Here is a 17,741-nt window from a genome sequence, read left to right as displayed (position 1 = left end):
GGGCCGGCAAACCAGTAATAGTCAGCGCACCATGAGCAAAACTCATAACCCGCGCCGTCATCCGCCCCTGAACCCCATGCGCGTCTTCGAGGCGGCCGCGCGCCATCTCAGCTTCACGCGCGCGGCGGAGGAGCTGCACGTGACCCAGGGCGCGGTCAGCCGGGCGGTCGCGGCGCTGGAGACCCATTTCGGTTTCCCCCTCTTCGAGCGGACCGGCAGCGGGCTCATCCCCTGCGAGGGCACGGCGGCCTTCGCCCGGCAGATCGGCACGGCGCTCGACCGGATGGCCGAGGCCTCGGCGGCGCTTTCCGCGCAGAGGTCGGGCGGGCGCGTGCTCGTATTGCAGGCCTATTCCGGCTTCGCCTCGCGCTGGCTGGTGCCGCGCCTGCCGGAGTTCCATGCCATGCACCCGCAGGTCGATCTGCGGCTCGCCTCCGCGCATGACCGCGCGGGTCCGGGCGCCGGCCGGTTCGACGCGCGCATCCGCTACGGCAAGGCACCCTGGCGCGGCGAGATGGCGGAGCTGCTGTTCCGCGACGAGCTGTGCCCCGTCTGCGCGCCCTCCCTGCTCGATCCGAAGGGCGCGCCCTACCCCGTCGAGGCGTTGCGCGGCCTGCCGCTCATCGCGTTGCGCTGGTTCCCCCGCGACTGGCCGGAATGGTTCACCTGCGCCGGCGTGCCCGGGATCACCGGCAAGGCTCAGCTCGTCTTCGAGGAGCTGAGCGTCGCCTACCAGGCGGCGGAAGCCGGCCATGGCATCGCGCTGGGCCAACGCCAGCACCTCGCGCGGGACCTGGAGGCGGGCACGCTCTTCGAGCCCTTCCCCCCGGTGCTGCGGCGGGAGACCGGCTACTACCTGACCTATCGCCACGAACTCGGCGCGGATCCGGCCTTCCAGGTCTTTCGGGAATGGATCCTCGGCCAAGTGGCCGCTTAGCCCTTGCGCTCCGGTAGGGCGATGAAGATCTACCCCGTCATCGGCGGCATGCAGAAGCGGAAGGCGCCCGCCTATTCCTCATCCTGCGGCAGCATGTCCTTCTCCTGCCGCCCACGGACCATGCGCCCACGCGAGAGCTCCGCCACCACGCCGTGCAGCGTGCGGACCTCCTGCTCGGTGATCTCGCCGCGCTCGAACCAGTGGCGCAGGTTGCGCACCATGCCGTCGCGCTTGGGCGCGTTGCGCAGGAAGCCGCTGGCGTCGAGCTCCTCCGTCAGGTGGCGCATGAAGTTGTCGAGCTCGCCCTTGGTGGCCACCTGGGTCTTATGCGTCTGGAGCAGGCGCGGCGGCGTCGCATCGGCGGCGACCCACCATTCATAGGCCATCACCATCACCGCCTGGGCGAGGTTGAGCGAGCTGAATTGCGGGTTGAGCGGATAGCGCACCAGCGTATCCGCCCGCGCGAGATCCTCCGCCTCCAGCCCGGCCCGTTCGGGGCCGAAGAGGATGGCCACGCGCTGCCCGCCGCCATTGATCGCGCGCAGCTCCGTCGCGGCGGCGCGGGCCGTCAGCACCGGGATGACGACGTGGCGCGGGCGCGGGCAGGTCGCAATCACGCGGTGGCAGTCGGCGACGGCCGCGTCCACCGTGTCAAAGAGCTGCGCCGCATCCAGGATGCGGTCGGCGCCCGAGGCCGCGGCCCAGGCGCGCGGCTTCGGCCAACCGTCGCGCGGCGCGACCAGCCGCAGGTGGAACAGTCCGCCATTGGCCATGGCGCGCGCCGTGGTGCCGATATTCTCCGGCAATTGCGGGCGCACGAGCACCACGATAGGGGTCTCGCCTTCCGGCGCGACCAGCGGTGCGGCGCCCTCCTCCCTCACAGGCGGGCGAGCAAGGCGCGCATCTGTGCGATCTCGGCTTCCTGTGCGGTGATGATGCCCTCGGCCAGGCGGCGCACCTCGGGGTCGCGGCCGTGGCGCAGGACGATCTGGGCCATGGCGATGGCGCCCTCGTGATGCGGGATCATGCCGGCGACGAAATCGCGGTCGGCATTGCCGGTGAGCGGGATGTCCATCGCGCCGTGCATGCGCGCATTGGCGGCACGGAACTCGGCATTGCTGGCGGGCTCGCCGGCGGCGGGTGCGGGCGCAGGCGCGCCATGGCCCGCATGCTGCGCGGCGGCAGCCGTGGGCGCGAGGGCGGCGGCGATCAAGGCGAGGCGTCGATTCATGTCATTGCTCCTGTGGGAGAGCCTTCTTGCAGCCTTCCCACGTGGGGAGGGTCAAGCGCGCTTCCACACCGTGCCGGCGGCGCTGTCTTCCAGCACCACGCCCTCGGCCAGCAGCGCGTCACGGATGCGGTCGGCCTCGGCGAAGTCGCGCGCCTTGCGGGCAGCGGCGCGGGCGGCGATGGCGGCCTCGATGGCCTCGCCGTCTAGTCCGCCCTGCAGCCAGGCCCTGGGATCGCCCTGCGCCACGCCGAGCAGCGCGCCCGCCTCGCGGAAGGCGGCCGCCGCCTGCCCCGGCACCAGCGACCAGGACTTCCCGGCCCGCCCCAGCACGGCGGCGGAGGAACCGCCGACCGTCGCCGCGTTCTCCAGGGTGCGCAGGTCGCGCAGACGGGACAGCGCCAGCGGCGTGTTCAGGTCATCCTGCAGCGGCTCCAGCGCCCAGGCCGCCATCTCGGTGATGACGGCCGCCTCGGAGACGGCGGGCGCGCGGGCGAGCATGGCGTAGCTGTCGTCCAGCTCCTGCTTGGCCTCGTCGAGCGCGGCCTGGTTGTAGTCCAGCGCGGAGCGATAATGCGTGCGCAGCAGCAGCAGCCGGAAGGCCTCGCCGACCCAGGGGCCCTGGGCGAGGATATCGCGCAGCGTGAAGAAATTGCCCACGCTCTTGGACATCTTCTCGCCGTCCACCAGCAGCATGCCGTTGTGCAGCCAGGTGTGCGCCATGAAGGGCGTGCCGAAGGCGCCGCGCGACTGCGCGACCTCGTTCTCGTGATGCGGGAAGAGCAGGTCCGCCCCGCCGCCATGGATGTCGAACTGCTCGCCCAGATGCTTCCAGGACATGGCCGAGCACTCGATGTGCCAGCCCGGGCGGCCGCGGCCCCAGGGGCTGTCCCAGCCGGGCGTGTCCGCGTGGCTGGGCTTCCAGAGCACGAAGTCGCCGGGGTCGCGCTTATAGGGCGCGACGTCGATGCGCGCGCCGGCCAGGAGCTCGTCCTGGTTGCGGCCCGAGAGCTTGCCGTAATCGGCGAAGCTGCCGACGCTGAAGAGCACGTGGCCCTCCGCCGCATAGGCATTGCCGTTCGCGATGAGCTTCTCGATCAGTGCGATCATCTCGGCGATATGGCCGGTGGCGGTCGGCTCCACATCGGGGGGGATATTGCCGAGCGCGGCCATGTCGGCCTGGAAATCGGCCGTGGTGCGCGAGGTGATGGCCGAGATCGGCTCGCCGGATTCCCGGGCGCGCGCGTTGATCTTGTCGTCCACGTCCGTGATGTTCCGCGCGTAGGTCACGCGCGGATAGATGCGCCGCAGCAGCCGCGCCAGCACGTCGAAGACAACGACCGGACGCGCATTGCCCAGATGGGCGAGGTCATAGACGGTCGGGCCGCAGACGTAGAGCTTCACATGCTCCGGATCGAGCGGACGGAACTCTTCCTCGCGCCGCGTCAGGCTGTTGTGGAAGCGAAGGGTGCTCATGCGGAAAGTCTCTCGGCGACGCGCGCGCGTCCCATCAAAGGAAGCAGGGTCTTGAGGTCGGGGCCGTGATCCTCGCCGGTCAGCGCCAGGCGCAGCGGCATGAAGAGCGCCTTGCCCTTGCGGCCGGTGGCGGTCTTCAGCAGGTCGGTCCAGGCGCCCCAGGTGTTGGCGTCGAAGGGCTCGGCGGGCAGCATGTCCAGCGCCTGGGCGAGGAAGGGCGCTTCCTCCGGCTGCTCGATGGGCGCGATATGGCCGCGCACCACGTCCCACCAATGCTTGGCCTCGGGCATGAGGTCGAGATTGCCGCGCACCGCGTCCCAGAAATGGGCATCGGCGCCGGGCGGCAGATGCGGCTTGGCTTCGGCGAAGGGCATGCCGTGCAGCAGCTTGCGGTTCAGCGCCAGCATCTGGCGCGGATCGAAGCGCGGCGAGGAATGCGAGACGGCCGAAAGGTCGAAGGCTTCCAGCAGCTCCTCGGGCTTGGCCGGACGCGCGTCATGCGAGGTACCGAGCGCGCCGAGATAGCCGGTGATCGTCGCCGCCTCCACGCCGTCGCGCCGCAGCTGGCGCAGCGAGAGCGAGCCGATGCGCTTGGAGAGCGGGCCGCCATCGGCATCCGTCAGCAGCGGCAGATGCGCGAAGTGCAGCCACTTGCCGCCGAGCGCGCGCCAGATGTCGAGCTGCACGCCGGTATTGGTGATGTGATCCTCGCCGCGCACCACATGGGTCACGCCGGTCTCGAGGTCGTCCACCACGGAGGTGAAGGTGTAGAGCGGTGAGCCGTCGGCGCGGATCAGCACCGGATCGCTGACCGCCGAGAGCTTCACCGAGCGGCGGCCCAGCACGCCGTCATCCCAGTCGATGCTGGAACCGGCCAGCTTGAAGCGCCAATGCGGGCGCTTGCCGTTCTCCATCGCGCGGGCGAGCTGCTCCTCGGTCATCTTCAGCGCGGCGCGGTCGTAGAGCGGCGGGCGGCCCTGCTTCATGCGGAGCTCGCGCTTGTAGTTGAGCTCCTCCTCCGTCTCGAGGCAGGGATAGAGATGGCCGCTCTTCTTCAGCCGCTCCGCCGCCGCCTCGTAGAGGGCGAGGCGGTCGGACTGGCGGAACATGCTGTCCCAATCCAGGCCGAGCCAGCGGAGGTCCTCCTCGATCGCATGGGCGTATTCCGCCTTGCTGCGCCCGGTGTCGGTGTCGTCCAGGCGCAGCACCAGCTCGGCGCCGAGCTTGCGCGCGACCAGCCAGTTGGCGAGCGCGATGCGCGCATTGCCGACGTGGAGATGGCCCGTGGGCGAGGGTGCGAAACGGAGCTTCATTCTTCGGTCTCCGCTTCGTCGCCGTCGTCGTCTTCTTCGGCAGCGAGCTTACGTGGGTCGATCATGCGCCAGTTGCGGTCTTCACGGTCGCGCGGCGGGGTCGCGGCGAAGTCGGCCAGTTCGTTGCCGCTGTTCCAGCCGCCCTCGATGGCACGGCCCTCGGCATCGGTGATCACCGCGTCCTCGCCGAAGGCGAACCAGGCCTCGCGCGCGGCCTCGGCATTGCCGCCGCGAGGGCGGCATATTTCCATGGAATCGCGCACGTAACGGCGCGCGAAGGAATTGGCGTGGGCAAGCGAGGTGAAGTCGCGCACCGTCTCCAGCGGCTCGGAGCCGTTGGCGCCGGAGAGGTCCATGATGCGGACCTCGATGCCGTCGGCCTTGCCGAGGATTTCGTCCGTGATGTTCAAGAGATCAGTCCGGTAAAGCCATTGGTGATGGGGTAGCGGCGGTCGCGGCCGAAGGCGCGGCGGCCGATCTTCACGCCCGGAGGCGCCTGGCGGCGCTTGTACTCCGCGCGGTCCAGCAGCTTCCACACGCGCAGGATCAGCGCGCGCTCGAAGCCCTGGGCGACGAGGTCGTCCACGCTGCGCTCTTCCTCGACGAGGCCGTTCAGGATCGCGTCCAGCACCTCGTAGGGCGGCAGCGTGTCCTGGTCCTTCTGGTCGTGCTTGAGCTCGGCGCTGGGCGGCTTGGTGATGACGCGCTCGGGCATGGCAGGCCCCTGGGGGCCGAGCGCGCCTTCCGGCACGTTCGCGTTGCGCCAGCGGCAGACGGCGAAGACGTCGGTCTTGTAGACGTCCTTCAGAACGGAATAGCCGCCGCACATGTCGCCATAGATGGTGGCGTAGCCGGTGCTCATCTCGCTCTTGTTGCCGGTCGTCAGCAGCATGTTGCCGAACTTGTTCGACAGCGCCATGAGCGTGACGCCGCGGATGCGCGACTGGAGGTTCTCCTCCGTGATGTCGGGCTCGCGATTGCCGAAGGTCGGCGCCAGCATCGCCTCGTAGGCCGCCATGGCAGGGCCGATGGGGATGGTGTCGTAATGGATGCCCAGCAGCCGCGCGCATTCGGCCGCATCCTCCAGGCTCTCCTGGCTGGTATAGGGCGAGGGCATCATGACCGCGCGCACGCGCTCGGGCCCCAGCGCATCGGCGGCGACGGCGGCCGAGATGGCGGAGTCGATGCCGCCGGAAAGGCCCAGCACCACGCCGGGGAAGCCGTTCTTCTCCACATAGTCCCGCAGGCCGAGCACCATGGCGGCATAGATCTGCGCGTCACGGTCGAGCGGCGCGGGGATGGGCTGCGGGGCGCAGTGCCAGCCCTCGGCCTCGCGCGACCAGTCGGTGATCGTCAGCGCCGCCTGGAAGGAGGGCATGCGCACGGCCAGGCTGCGATCGGCGTTGAGCACGAAGCTCGCGCCGTCGAAGACCAGCTCGTCCTGGCCGCAATTCTGGTTGAGGAAGACGAAGGGCAGCCCCGTCTCCACCACCCGCGCCACGGCGAGATCCACGCGCGACTGCGCCTTGTCGATCTCGAAGGGCGAGCCGTTGATGGAGAGCAGCAGCTCCGCCCCGCTCTCGCTCAGCGTCTCGGCGACGGCGGGGAACCACCAGTCCTCGCAGATCATCAGCCCGATCCGGACGCCGCGGAACACCACGGGGCCCGGTGCAGGGCCGGCATCGAAGACGCGCTTGTCGTCGAAGACGCCGTAATTGGGCAGCTCGTGCTTGGCGCGGCGGGCGACGATCTTGCCGCCGTCCAACAGGAAGGCCGCGTTGTAGAGCTTGTCGCCATCCTGCCAGGGACCGCCGACGATCAGGCCGGGGCCGCCATCGGCCGTCTCGGCGGCCAGGGCCGCGATCTCGGCCTCGGCCATGGCGCGGAAGGCGGGCTTGAGCACCAGATCCTCCGGCGGATAGCCGGCGATGCTGAATTCGGGCGTGACCAGCAGGTCCGCGCCGGCGGCGGCGGCCTCGGCCCGCAAGGCGCGGATCTTCGCGGCATTGGCGCGCAGTTGACCCTCGTGAGGGTTCATCTGCGCCAGGGCGATGCGGATGCGGTCGGTCATGCTCAGGAAGTAAGCGGGCGGCGGTAAAGGGTCAACGAGGCTTGCGAGCGGGGCCGACCACCCCGGCGGTCATGCCCGGCCCGATATCCGCCCAGCCGTCAGGCCCCCGCAGTCAAACCCCAGCCGTCAGACCCCGGAGTGGCCGTTCCGGCGCCGGCCGTCCCGCAGCAGGAACTCGCGGCCGACCTTCACCCGCGCCGTGCCGTCGTAATCGACGATATCGGCCGTGGCGTAGGTCTCGCTCCAGCTATTGGGGATGAAGCTGCCGGTGCCGACGACGTCGACCGGCGCATGCGCCTCGTTCATCACCCGGCACTTGCTGACCGAGAAGCCCGAGGAGGCGACGATGCGAACCTTGTCGAAGCCCGCCGCGTCCAGCGCCTCGCGCGTGCGCCAGATGGCGGCGGCGGAAACGCCCGTGCCGACCAGGTGCCGCAGCTCGGAATCGCTGCGATAGCGGCGGATGGCCGCCGGCGCGTGGCGCTCCAGCACGGCATAGCTCTCGGCCGGGTCCAGCCCCTCGAGGAAGCGGCCGCCATGGGTGTCGAGCCGCACGGCGAGGCGGCCGGCGGCGGCGTGCTCGGGGAAGCGCCGCGCCACGGAGAGCGCATCGGTGATCTCCATGCCGAAGTAGTCGACCAGCACGGTCAGCGGCTCGTCCGGATAGGTCGCGTGGAACATCTCGGCGGCGCGCAGGGTGGAGCCGGCATAGCCGATCAGGGCATGCGGCATGGTCCCGCGCCCGGTCCTGCTGCCGAACCAATGGGCCGTCGCGTCATTGGCATTGCCGATGAAGCCCTTGGCCCCCTCGCGCTTGGCCGCCGCGCTGCCGACCGAGGCCGCATAGGCCATCATGTCCTGCATCTCGAAGCCGGCGCAGTGGCGGGCATCCATGGCGAGGAAGGCCGCCTCGGGCAGCTCCAGGCACATCTGATAGGCGTTGTGTGCGGCCACGCAGGGCGGGCCGAGCTTCTGGAGGTAGAGCGTCTCCAGATCGGTCAGGGCCGCGAAGGAACCGGTGAGGTAGAGCAGTGGATCGCCCGCGCCCACCCAGGTCCCTTCCGGGTATTTCAGCTCGATCTCGAACGGCGTGCCGCGCGCCTGAGCGACCGTCTGCAGCCATTCCACGGCGATGCGCGGCGCCGAGATCACCGGGCGCCGCAGGAAGACCGCATATGTCACCCGGCTGTCGCCGAACTTCTCGACGATGGCGCGGGTCCGATTGAAGTAGCTGTCGGTCCGCGCCGTGATGTCGCGCTCGAGTTCCGGCCGCGCGGCCTTGCTCACTGCGCGGCCTGCACCATCGGGCGCTCCGGCCGCTGGCGGTGGGCCTTCAGCTCCTCGGCGATGAGGAAGGCCAGCTCCAGCGACTGCTCGGCATTGAGCCGCGGGTCGCAGAAGGTGGCGTAGTTCTCGCCGAGATCCGCCGGGGTGAGCCGGTGGGCGCCGCCGATGCACTCGGTGACGTTGTTGCCGGTCATCTCGACATGGACGCCGCCCGCGATGGCCCCCTCGCCCGCCATGACGTCGAAGAAGCGCCGCACCTCGGAGAGGATCGCGTCGAAGCTGCGCGTCTTGTAGCCGTTCTGGGTGGTGGTGTTGCCGTGCATCGGGTCGGTCAGCCAGACCACCTGACGCCCGGCTGCCGTCACCGCCCGCACCAGCGGGGCCAGCTTGGCCTCGACCTTCTCATGGCCCATGCGGGCGATGAGGGTCAGGCGGCCGGCCTCGTTCTTCGGGTTCAGGATCTCGGTCAGGCGCAGAAGGTCGTCGATCTCCATGCTCGGTCCGACCTTCATCCCGATCGGGTTGGCCACGCCGCGCAGGAACTCGACATGCGCGCCGTCGAACTGCCGCGTGCGGTCGCCGATCCAGAGGAAGTGCGCCGAGCAGGCATAGGTCTTGCCGAGATGGGTCGAGCTCTCGCGCGTCAGCGCCTCCTCATAGGGGAGGAGCAGGCTCTCGTGGCTCGTGTAGAAGGCCGTCTCGCGGATCTGCGGGGCGTTGTCGCTGCTCATGCCGCAGGCGGCCATGAAGCTCAGCGTCTCGTCGATGCGCGACGCCAGGCCCTCATACTGCTTGGACAGCGGCGAGCGCGCCACGAAGTCGAGGTTCCAGCGATGGACCTGGTGCAGATCGGCGAAGCCGCCGGTCGCGAAGGCGCGCAGCAGGTTCAGCGTCGCCGCCGACTGGAGGTAGGCGAACTCCATCCGCGCCGGATCGGGCGAACGGGCGGCCTCGGTGAAGGCGGCGCCGTTAATGATGTCGCCGCGATAGGAGGGCAGCGTCACGTCGCCGACCTTCTCCACGTCCGACGAGCGCGGCTTGGCGAACTGGCCGGCCATGCGGCCGAGCTTCACCACCGGCATGCCGGCGCCGAAGGTCAGGACGACCGCCATCTGCAGCAGCACCTTGAAGGTGTCGCGGATGGTGTCGGCGCGGAAATCCGCGAAGCTCTCCGCGCAGTCGCCCCCTTGGAGGACGAAGGACTGGCCTAGGGAAGCTGAGGCGAGCGCGGCCTTGAGTCGCTCGCACTCGCCTGCAAAAACGAGGGGCGGAAAGGTCGCGACCTTGGCCTCCATCGCGGCCAGGGCCGCGGGATCGGTATAATCCGGCACTTGCCGGATGGGCATCTGCCGCCAGGAGGCGGGGCGCCAGTCGCGCGCCATGGCACGAACTCCAAGGTAATGGGCTGGTGAGGTTACGGCAGGATCACCGCAAACGCTACTCGGCGGCGGCTTTCTCAGGTTGGGCGGCAGGCATGCCCGCCACGCGGGTCCGCGTGCGCAGCGTGACGAACTCTTCGGCGGCCGTCGGGTGGATGCCGATGGTGCGGTCGAAATCCTGCTTGGTCGCGCCCATCACCACGGCGATGCCGATGCCCTGCATGATCTCGGCCGCGTCCTCGCCCAGCATATGGGCGCCGACGATCTTCTGGCTCTTCTGGTCCACGATCAGCTTCATCAGGGTCTTGCGGCCCTCGCGCTTGCTGATGGTGTGGCGCATGGGCGTGAACTTGCTGACATAGACGTCCACCGGCCCGCGCTTGGCGGCCTCCTCCTCCGACAGCCCCACCGTGCCGATGGGCGGCGAGGTGAAGATGGCGGTCGGCACGTTCTCGTAGCTCGCGCGGCGCGGATTCTTGCCGAAGAGCGTGTCGGCCAAAGCATGGCCCACCGCCGTCGCCATGGGGGTGAGGTTGATGCGGTCGATCACGTCGCCGAGCGCGTAGATGTGCGGCACGTTGGTCGCGTGGTCGTCATCCACCGGGATGGCGCCGTTCGGCTTCACGGTCACGCCGGCCTTCTCCAGGCCGAGGCCGCGGGTATTCGCCTCGCGTCCCGTGCAGAAGAAGACGGCGTCCACCTCGCGCATGAAGTTGTTGGTGAGGGTGAGCATCAGCTGGCCGTCCACCCGGGTGATGCGCGTCGGCGCGCAGCCGGAGCTCATGACGATGCCCTGGGCCGTCATGGCCTCGGTCACGGCCAAGCGGACGTCGCCATCGAAGCCGCGCAAGGGCTGCTCGGCGCGGAAGAAGACCTCGACCTCCGCGCCCAGCCCGCGCAGCAGGCAGGCGAATTCCAGGGCGATATAGCCCGAGCCGATGACGGCGATCTTCTTCGGCAGCTCCGGCAGGGTGAAGAGCCCGTCCGAGATCATGCCCAGCTCGGCGCCGGGGATGTCGAGGCGCGTGGCGGTGCCGCCGGTCGCGATCACGATGCGCTCGGCCGTCACGACCTGGTCGCCGACCTGCAGCGTGTGGTCGTCGATGAAGGTGGCGCGCGCGTCGAAGCTGGTGACGCCGGCGCCGGCCAGCATGCGGCCATAGATGCCGGAGAGCCGCGCCACCTCGCCGTCGCGGGCGGCGGCGAGCTTCTTCCAGTCGTGGCCGTGATTCTCGATGTTCCAGCCGAAGGCCGCGGCGTCTTCCGCCCATTGGCCGTATTCGGCGGCGTTCACCATGATCTTCTTCGGCACGCAGCCCACGTTCACGCAGGTGCCGCCCCAGAAGCGCTCCTCGGCCACGCCCACGCGCGCGCCGTGGCCCGCCGAGATGCGGGCGAGCCGGACGCCGCCGGAACCGCCGCCGATGACGAAGAGGTCGAAATCGTAGGTCATGATGCGCCTCGGAGACAGAGCGTGATGACCGAGGCGCGAAGGCGCCGGAGGTCTGAATCACGCGTGAAAATAACTATGCCAATGTAGGAATTGGCGAGCAGATTTCGACCAGCGCGCCATTCGGGTCGCGCAGGTATGACACGCTTTGCCCCCATGGCTTCAGCTGGGGCGCCGCGACCTCTACGCCGCCGGCCGCGATGGCCCTGGCATGGGCCGCCGGCACGTCATCGACCTCGAAGGCGATCTCCTGCGCCGGCGGCGGCCCATCGGGCCGCGTCGGCGTGAAGGGGATGCCCTGGGGCGCGACGAAGTCCTCCCGGGCGAAGGAGAGGACGGTGCCGCCCGTCTCCATCGCCACGAAATCGGGCCCACCCGAATCCGATGGGGAGGCGAAGCGGACCGTCAGCCCGAAGGCCTTCTCGTAGAAATCCACGGTCGCCTGGACGTCGGGGACGTACTGGACGATCCAGGCGAGCCGCATCAGATGCCGCCCAGGGCCAGGTACTTCACCTCGAGGTAGTCCTCGATGCCGTACTTGCTGCCCTCGCGGCCCAGGCCGGACTGCTTCACGCCGCCGAAGGGCGCCACCTCGGTGGAGATGATGCCCTCGTTGATGCCGATGATGCCGGCCTCGATGGCCTCGGCCACGCGGAAGATGCGGCCGACGTCGCGGGCGTAGAAATACGCCGCGAGGCCGAACTCGCTGTCATTGGCCAGGGCCACGCCTTCCTCGTCCGTCTTGAACTTGAAGAGCGGAGCGACGGGGCCGAAGGTCTCCTCGCGGAAGATCAGCGCGTCGTGCGGCACGTCGGTCAGGATGGTGGGCTGGAAGAAGTTGCCGCCCTTCTCGTGACGCTTGCCGCCGCTCAGCACCTTCGCGCCGCGCCCGGTGGCGTCGGCGATGTGCTCCTCCACCTTCGCCACGGCGTCGGCGTTGATGAGCGGGCCCTGGGTCATGCCCGGCTCCATGCCGTTGCCGACCTTGAGCGCCTCGACGGCGACCTTCAGCTTGGCGGCGAAGGCGTCATAGACCCCTTCCTGCACCAGCACGCGGTTGGCGCAGACGCAGGTCTGTCCGGTGTTGCGGTACTTGCTGGCCATGACGCCCAGCACGGCGGCATCGAGGTCGGCGTCGTCGAAGACCAGGAAGGGCGCGTTGCCGCCGAGCTCCATGCTCGTCTTCTTGATCGTCGTCGCGCATTGGGCGAGCAGGATGCGGCCCACCTCGGTCGAACCCGTGAAGGTCAGCTTGCGCACGATCGGGTTGGAGGTCAGCTCCGCGCCCGTCTCGCCGGCCGGGCCGGTGATGACGTTGCAGACGCCGGCCGGCATGCCCGCGCGCTCGGCGAGCACCGCCAGAGCCAGGGCCGAGAAGGGCGTCTGGCTGGCGGGGCGGATGACGCCCGTGCAGCCGGCGGCCCAGGCCGGGCCGGCCTTGCGGGTGATCATGGCCGAGGGGAAGTTCCAGGGCGTGATGGCGGCGAAGACGCCGATCGGCTCCTTCATCACCAGGATGCGGCGGCCCGGCGCGTTCGGCGGGATCATGTCGCCATAGATGCGCTTGCCCTCCTCGGCGAACCACTCGATGAAGCTGGCGGAATAGACGATCTCGCCCTTGGCCTCGGCCAGCGGCTTGCCCTGCTCGGCCGTCAGGATCGCGCCGAGGTCATCGGCATTGGCCAGCATCAGCTCGAAGAGCTTGCGCAGGATGGTCGCACGGTCCTTGGCGAGCATCTTGCGCCAGCCGGCGAAGGCGGCCTCGGCGGCCTCGATGGCGCGGCGCGTCTCGGCCTTGCCCATGGCGGGCACGTGGCCGACCACTTCGCCCGTGGCGGGATTGCGCACCGCGAAAGTCTTTCCGGAGTCCGCCTGGACCCACTTGCCGCCGATGTAATTGGCCTGCCGCAGCAGGTCGGGATCCTTGAGCGCAAGCTTGGAGATTGAATCGAGCATCTGGATGTCCTCCGTCCTTCCGGCGGAAGATAGGCTCCTCCGCGGCGATTGTCAGTGCCCGGGCCGCAAGCTTAGCCTTCCGGGCAAAAGGGAGAGGAAACGGGAATGCCGCGCCGCATCATCGATCTGTCCGTGGCGCTCAGGACGGGCATCGCGAGCGACCCGGCGCGCATGCTGCCGGAGATAAAGTATATCGACCACAAGATGAGCGCCCCGGCCATGGCGGACTACATGGGCGTGCCGGTCGAGGCGCTGCCCGAGGGCGAATACGCCGCCGTCGAGCAGGTGAACATCAGCACCCATAACGGGACGCATCTGGACGCGCCCTACCATTTCTTCTCGCGCATGAACGAGCGGACGGTGCCGGGCGGCGAGCCCTCCTGGCGGATCGACGAGGTACCGCTGGACTGGTGTTTTCGCCCCGGCGTGAAGCTCGATTTCCGGGCGAAGCCGGACGGCTATGTGTGCCAGCCGGACGACGTGAAGCGCGAGTTGGACCGCATCGGCCACAAGCTGGAGCCGCTCGAGATCGTCGTGGTGAACACCGCCGCCGGCGCCCGCTACGGCGAGAGTGATTATATCGACACGGGCTGCGGCATGGGCAGGGCGGCGACGCTGTGGATGCTGGAACAGGGCGTGCGCCTCGTGGGCACGGATGCCTGGTCCTGGGACGCGCCCTTCTCCCACACGAAGCGGCGCGTCGAGGAGACGGGCGACGCCTCGCTGATCTGGGAGGGTCATCGCGCGGGGCGCGAGATCGGCTATTGCCACCTGGAGAAGCTGGCGAACCTGGACCAGCTCCCGGCCACGGGCTTCACCGTGGCCTGCTTCCCCGTGAAGGTGCATCGCGGCAGCGCGGGCTGGACGCGGGCGGTCGCGATCCTCGACGACTGACTATTCGGCCGGAATGGCGGCGGGCTCCGGATTGCCGTCGGCGTAGCGACGCGCCAGCCAGGCGCAGGCCATCAGCTGGATCTGGTGGAAGAGCATCAGCGGCAGGACGATCAGCCCCACCTGGCTGCCGGCGAATATCACGCTCGCCATCGGCAACCCGCTCGCGAGGCTCTTCTTCGAGCCGCAGAAGACCAGCACGATCTCGTCGGCCCGGCTGAAGCCGAGGAGGCGCGCCGCCAGCACGGTCAGCCCCAGCACGGCGCCCAGCAGCGCCACGCAGATCGCCAGCAGCACGACGAGCTGCCCGGTATCGAGCCGGTGCCAGATGCCGCTCGTCACGCCCTCGCTGAAGGCGACGTAGACGACCATCAGGATCGAGACCCGATCCATCTTCCCCAGCAACCAGCGGTGCTTCGTCGCCCAGGCGCCGAGCTTCGGCCGCAGGATCTGGCCGAGGGCGAAGGGCAGGAAGAGCTGCGTGGCGATATCGCCGAGCACGCCGAGCGAGACGCCCGTGCCCGCCCCATGCATCAGCAGCGCCACCAGCGCCGGCGTCAGCAGGATGCCGAGCAGGTTCGAGGCCGAGGCGCTGCACACCGCCGCCGCGACATTGCCCCCGGCGATGGAGGTGAAGGCGATGGAGGACTGCACCGTCGAGGGCAGCACGCAGAGGAAGAGGATGCCGGCATAGAGGCCCGGCGGCAGCACGGAATCCGGCAGCAGCCTCAGCATCAGGCCGAGCAACGGGAAGAGCACGAAGGTGGAGGCCATCACGGCGAGATGCAGCCGCCATTGGGCCAGCCCCTCCAGCGCGGCCTTTGGCGCGAGGCGCAGGCCATAGAGGAAGAACAGGAAGGCGATGGCGATATTGGCCGCGTAGCCCATGAGCTCCGCCCCCTGCCCATGCGCCGGGAAGACCGACGCCAGGGCGACGGTGGAGAGCAGAGCGAGGACGAAGCCGTCGATGGGGAGCTTGAAGCGCATGCGGGACAATCTGCGCCTCGGCATGATATTCGGAAGTACGCTTACCATGTTGATGGTGATCGTAAATCGCGATGAACAAAGGGGATTGCATGCTGGAACCCTTGCTTCTCCGCAGTTTCCAGGCGGTGGCCGAACGGCGGGGCTTCTCCGCGGCGGCGCGCCAACTCGGACTGCGGCAATCGACGGTCAGCGGCCATGTCCGCAAGCTCGAAGAGGGCTGCGGCCGCCGCCTCTTCCTGCGCGACACCCATCGCGTCCAGCTCACGCAGGATGGCGAGGCGATGCTCGGCTTCGCGCGTTCGGTCCTGGATGCCGAAGCACGGGCGAGGCGGCATTTCACGGCGGGAAAGCTGCGCGGGAAGCTGCGCTTCGGCGCCTCGGAGGACGTGCTGCTCCAGGGCCTGCCCGAAATTCTGCGCGACTTCACCCGCGAGAATCCGCGCGTGGACCTCGAACTCACCGTCGGCCAGAGCGGGGAGCTGCATGCGCGGCTGGCGGCGGGCGAGCTGGACCTGCTCTTCGCCAAGCGGCAGGAGGGCGATCCGCGCGGCCGGAGCGTGTGGAAGGAGCCGCTGGTCTGGATCGCGCGCCCCGGCTTCGAGCCCGATCCGGCCGAACCGCTGCCGCTGATCCTGCTGGCGCCGCCGAGCATCACCCGGATCCGGGTGCTGGAGGCGATGGAGCGCGAGGGCCGCGCCTGGCGCCTGGTCTGCAGCAGCAGCACGCAGACGGGCGTGGATGCGGCGGCCCAGGCCGGGCTCGGCGTGGCGCCGCATGCCGCGAGCCTCGTCCCGGCCGGGCTGGTCACGCTTCAGGGGCGCGGCCTGCCGGCGCTGGGCGAGGTGGAATTCGTGGTGATGGGCGCGCGGCGCGGGCCGGCCCTGGCGCTGTCCGCGTTGATCGAGGCGAGCGCGGACCGGCTGCGCCGGCCCGCCTCGTAACTCACTCCACCGTGACGCTCTTCGCCAGGTTGCGCGGCTGATCCACATCCGTGCCCTTGAGCACGGCCACATGATAGGCCAGCAGCTGCACCGGAATCGCGTAGAGGATCGGCTGCGCGAAGGGATCGATCTCCGGCAGCACGATCACCCGTTCCGCGAAGCGCTCCAGGCTCGGCGCGCCCGCCGCATCGGTGAAGGCCATGATCCGCCCGCCGCGCGCCGAGGCCTCCTGCAGGTTGGACAGGGTCTTCTCGTAGAGCGGCCCCGAGGGGCAGATCGCGATCACCGGCACCTGGTTGTCGATCAGCGCGATGGGGCCGTGCTTCATCTCGCCCGCCGCATAGCCCTCGGCGTGGATGTAGCTGATCTCCTTCAGCTTCAGCGCGCCCTCCATCGCGATGGGGAAGAGCGAACCGCGGCCCAGGAACAGCACGTCGCGCGCCTTGGCCACCTCGGCCGCCAGCGCGTGGATTTCCGCATCGCGATCCAGTACCGCGGCCGCCTTGTGCGGGATTTCCAGCAGCGCCTTGGTCAGGCGCCCCTCGTCCAGCGTGCTGAGCTCGCGCCGCGCGCGACCCAGGCCGATGGCGAGGCAGGCGAGCACCGAAAGCTGCGCCGTGAAGGCCTTGGTCGAGGCCACGCCGATCTCGGGGCCCGCCACCGTCAGCACCGTCGCGTCGCTCTCGCGCGCCATGCTGCTCTCGGGGACGTTCACCACCGCCAGCACGCTCTGGCCCTTCTCGCGCAGCAGCTTGAGCGCGGCCATGGTGTCCGCCGTCTCGCCCGACTGGCTGACGAGGATCGCGGCCCCGCCCTCGGGCAGCGGCGGGTCGCGGTAGCGCAGCTCGCTGGCCACATCCGCATCGACGGGGATGCGCGCCAGCTGCTCGATCCAATAGCGCCCCACCTGCGCCGCCAGGAAGGCGCTGCCGCAGGCCGTCATGGTCAAGCGCGGCACCTTCACGGCATCGAAGGGCAGCCGGGGGAGGTTCACCTCCAGCGTGCGCGGGTCGAGATACTGCCGCAGCGTGTCGCCGATCACAGCGGGGTGCTCGTGCAGCTCCTTCTCCATGAAGTGGCGGTAGTTGCCCTTGCCCGTCGCCGCGCCCGAGACCGCCGTGGTCCGCACCTGGCGCGAGACCGGGTTGTCGTGGATGTCGAAGAAGCGCGCGCCGTCGGCGTTGAGCACGGCCCAGTCGCCTTCCTCGAGATAGGCGATGCGGCGCGTGAGCGGGGCCAGCGCCAGCGCGTCGGATCCCACGAACATCTCGCCCTCGCCGAAGCCGATGGCCAGCGGCGCGCCCTGCCGCGCGGCGATGAGCGTCTTGTGCTCGCCGGCGAACATCATCGCGACCGCGAAGGCGCCGTGCACGCGCTTGAGCGCGGCGGCGGCCGCCTGCTCGGGCGTGGCGCCGCCGGCCAGCAGATGGTCGAGCAGGCGGCAGAAGGTTTCCGTATCGGTCTCGGTCTCGAAGACCTGGCCCTGCTTCTCGAGCTCCTCACGCAGCTCGGCGTAGTTCTCGAAGATGCCGTTGTGAACCACGGCCACGCGCGCCGTCGCATGGGGATGCGCGTTGCGCTCGACCGGCGCGCCATGGGTGGCCCAGCGCGTGTGGCCGATGCCGGTGGTGCCGGGCAGCGGCATCGCCTCCAGCACGGTGGCGAGGTTGTGGAGCTTGCCCTCGGCGCGCCGCCGCTCGACATGGCCGTCCACCAGCGTGGCGATGCCCGCGCTGTCATAGCCGCGATATTCGAGGCGCTTGAGCGCATCGAGCAGACGCGGGGCCGCATCCTCGCGGCCCACCACTCCGACAATTCCGCACAT

Annotated in this window: 16 protein-coding genes; 3 read left to right on the top strand and 13 right to left on the bottom strand. The window is 69.5% G+C overall.

Annotated elements, in window-relative coordinates; genetic code table 11:
• The first annotated feature begins 31 nt into the window (after positions 1 to 31).
• Positions 32 to 937, top strand: coding sequence for a LysR substrate-binding domain-containing protein (locus ACO057_RS21860; RefSeq protein ID WP_421995448.1), 906 nt, complete (start codon positions 32 to 34; stop codon positions 935 to 937).
• 71 nt (positions 938 to 1,008) lie between these two features.
• Here the strand turns inward: ACO057_RS21860 and ACO057_RS21855 are convergent, their stop codons facing one another.
• The 11 genes from ACO057_RS21855 to ACO057_RS21805 all read right to left on the bottom strand — a co-directional run bounded on the left by ACO057_RS21855 (position 1,009) and on the right by ACO057_RS21805 (position 13,097).
• Entirely contained in the window at positions 1,009 to 1,818 is an 810-nt protein-coding gene (locus ACO057_RS21855; protein ID WP_421995446.1) for an RNA methyltransferase, read from the bottom strand.
• Entirely contained in the window at positions 1,815 to 2,168 is a 354-nt protein-coding gene (copM, locus tag ACO057_RS21850) for a CopM family metallochaperone (protein WP_421995444.1), read from the bottom strand. The genes ACO057_RS21855 and copM overlap by 4 nt, the downstream gene beginning before the upstream one ends.
• Positions 2,169 to 2,219: 51 nt before the next feature.
• On the bottom strand, positions 2,220 to 3,641 hold the full coding sequence (gene cysS / locus ACO057_RS21845; RefSeq protein WP_421995442.1) for a cysteine--tRNA ligase: 1,422 nt from the start codon (positions 3,639 to 3,641) through the stop codon (positions 2,220 to 2,222).
• Positions 3,638 to 4,954 carry a glutamate--tRNA ligase gene (gene gltX / locus ACO057_RS21840; RefSeq protein WP_421995440.1) on the bottom strand — a complete coding sequence of 439 codons (1,317 nt, stop codon included), beginning with the start codon at positions 4,952 to 4,954 and terminating at the stop codon, positions 3,638 to 3,640. The genes cysS and gltX overlap by 4 nt, the downstream gene beginning before the upstream one ends.
• Positions 4,951 to 5,364: a hypothetical protein gene (locus ACO057_RS21835; protein ID WP_421995438.1), complete on the bottom strand. Its 414-nt coding sequence runs from the start codon at positions 5,362 to 5,364 to the stop codon at positions 4,951 to 4,953. Before ACO057_RS21835 ends, gltX begins: the two co-directional genes overlap by 4 nt.
• Positions 5,361 to 7,025: an NAD+ synthase gene (locus ACO057_RS21830; RefSeq protein WP_421995436.1), complete on the bottom strand. Its 1,665-nt coding sequence runs from the start codon at positions 7,023 to 7,025 to the stop codon at positions 5,361 to 5,363. Before ACO057_RS21830 ends, ACO057_RS21835 begins: the two co-directional genes overlap by 4 nt.
• 126 nt (positions 7,026 to 7,151) lie before the next feature.
• A complete protein-coding gene (locus ACO057_RS21825; RefSeq protein ID WP_421995434.1) occupies positions 7,152 to 8,312 on the bottom strand; it encodes a nicotinate phosphoribosyltransferase in 1,161 nt (386 codons plus the stop codon).
• Positions 8,309 to 9,694, bottom strand: a complete 1,386-nt coding sequence (locus ACO057_RS21820) for a class II 3-deoxy-7-phosphoheptulonate synthase (protein ID WP_421995432.1) — start codon at positions 9,692 to 9,694, stop codon at positions 8,309 to 8,311. Before ACO057_RS21820 ends, ACO057_RS21825 begins: the two co-directional genes overlap by 4 nt.
• A gap of 55 nt (positions 9,695 to 9,749) precedes the next feature.
• Complete coding sequence (gene gorA, locus ACO057_RS21815) at positions 9,750 to 11,144, bottom strand: glutathione-disulfide reductase (protein ID WP_421995430.1); 1,395 nt, start codon at positions 11,142 to 11,144, stop codon at positions 9,750 to 9,752.
• Between the two features lie 73 nt (positions 11,145 to 11,217).
• Complete coding sequence (locus ACO057_RS21810) at positions 11,218 to 11,625, bottom strand: VOC family protein (RefSeq protein ID WP_421995428.1); 408 nt, start codon at positions 11,623 to 11,625, stop codon at positions 11,218 to 11,220.
• A complete protein-coding gene (locus tag ACO057_RS21805; RefSeq protein ID WP_421995426.1) occupies positions 11,625 to 13,097 on the bottom strand; it encodes an NAD-dependent succinate-semialdehyde dehydrogenase in 1,473 nt (490 codons plus the stop codon). Before ACO057_RS21805 ends, ACO057_RS21810 begins: the two co-directional genes overlap by 1 nt.
• Positions 13,098 to 13,202: 105 nt before the next feature.
• Between ACO057_RS21805 and ACO057_RS21800 the strand changes: the two genes are divergently transcribed.
• Entirely contained in the window at positions 13,203 to 13,991 is a 789-nt protein-coding gene (locus tag ACO057_RS21800) for a cyclase family protein (protein WP_421995424.1), read from the top strand.
• Here the strand turns inward: ACO057_RS21800 and ACO057_RS21795 are convergent, their stop codons facing one another.
• On the bottom strand, positions 13,992 to 14,975 hold the full coding sequence (locus ACO057_RS21795) for a bile acid:sodium symporter family protein (protein WP_421995422.1): 984 nt from the start codon (positions 14,973 to 14,975) through the stop codon (positions 13,992 to 13,994).
• An 89-nt stretch (positions 14,976 to 15,064) separates the two neighbouring features.
• Here ACO057_RS21795 and ACO057_RS21790 point away from each other — a divergent pair, with 89 nt between their 5' ends.
• Positions 15,065 to 15,916 (top strand): LysR family transcriptional regulator, encoded by an 852-nt coding sequence (locus ACO057_RS21790; protein ID WP_421995420.1) that lies wholly within the window; start codon positions 15,065 to 15,067, stop codon positions 15,914 to 15,916.
• Between the two features lies 1 nt (position 15,917).
• On the opposite strand, the gene glmS is transcribed toward ACO057_RS21790, so the two are convergent.
• The gene (gene glmS, locus ACO057_RS21785) at positions 15,918 to 17,741 is read right to left on the bottom strand and encodes a glutamine--fructose-6-phosphate transaminase (isomerizing) (RefSeq protein WP_421995418.1); all 1,824 of its coding nucleotides are present in this window, start codon (positions 17,739 to 17,741) and stop codon (positions 15,918 to 15,920) included.

It is taken from the genome of Roseococcus sp. (genome assembly GCF_965227005.1).
Lineage (GTDB): Bacteria > Pseudomonadota > Alphaproteobacteria > Acetobacterales > Acetobacteraceae > Roseococcus.
The sequence above is the reverse complement of the archived record's forward strand: the minus strand, read 5'-3'. Positions and strand labels throughout refer to the sequence as shown.

What these genes read in the sequence shown, in the direction of transcription:
- ACO057_RS21860 (WP_421995448.1), top strand. Translation starts at nt 32, where the DNA reads ATGAGCAAAACTCATAACCCGCGCCGTCATCCGCCCCTGAACCCCATG.
- copM (WP_421995444.1), bottom strand. Translation starts at nt 2,168, where the DNA reads ATGAATCGACGCCTCGCCTTGATCGCCGCCGCCCTCGCGCCCACGGCT.
- cysS (WP_421995442.1), bottom strand. Translation starts at nt 3,641, where the DNA reads ATGAGCACCCTTCGCTTCCACAACAGCCTGACGCGGCGCGAGGAAGAG.
- gltX (WP_421995440.1), bottom strand. Translation starts at nt 4,954, where the DNA reads ATGAAGCTCCGTTTCGCACCCTCGCCCACGGGCCATCTCCACGTCGGC.
- ACO057_RS21830 (WP_421995436.1), bottom strand. Translation starts at nt 7,025, where the DNA reads ATGACCGACCGCATCCGCATCGCCCTGGCGCAGATGAACCCTCACGAG.
- ACO057_RS21820 (WP_421995432.1), bottom strand. Translation starts at nt 9,694, where the DNA reads ATGGCGCGCGACTGGCGCCCCGCCTCCTGGCGGCAGATGCCCATCCGG.
- gorA (WP_421995430.1), bottom strand. Translation starts at nt 11,144, where the DNA reads ATGACCTACGATTTCGACCTCTTCGTCATCGGCGGCGGTTCCGGCGGC.
- ACO057_RS21810 (WP_421995428.1), bottom strand. Translation starts at nt 11,625, where the DNA reads ATGCGGCTCGCCTGGATCGTCCAGTACGTCCCCGACGTCCAGGCGACC.
- ACO057_RS21805 (WP_421995426.1), bottom strand. Translation starts at nt 13,097, where the DNA reads ATGCTCGATTCAATCTCCAAGCTTGCGCTCAAGGATCCCGACCTGCTG.
- ACO057_RS21800 (WP_421995424.1), top strand. Translation starts at nt 13,203, where the DNA reads ATGCCGCGCCGCATCATCGATCTGTCCGTGGCGCTCAGGACGGGCATC.
- ACO057_RS21795 (WP_421995422.1), bottom strand. Translation starts at nt 14,975, where the DNA reads ATGCGCTTCAAGCTCCCCATCGACGGCTTCGTCCTCGCTCTGCTCTCC.
- ACO057_RS21790 (WP_421995420.1), top strand. Translation starts at nt 15,065, where the DNA reads ATGCTGGAACCCTTGCTTCTCCGCAGTTTCCAGGCGGTGGCCGAACGG.
- glmS (WP_421995418.1), bottom strand. Translation starts at nt 17,741, where the DNA reads ATGTGCGGAATTGTCGGAGTGGTGGGCCGCGAGGATGCGGCCCCGCGT.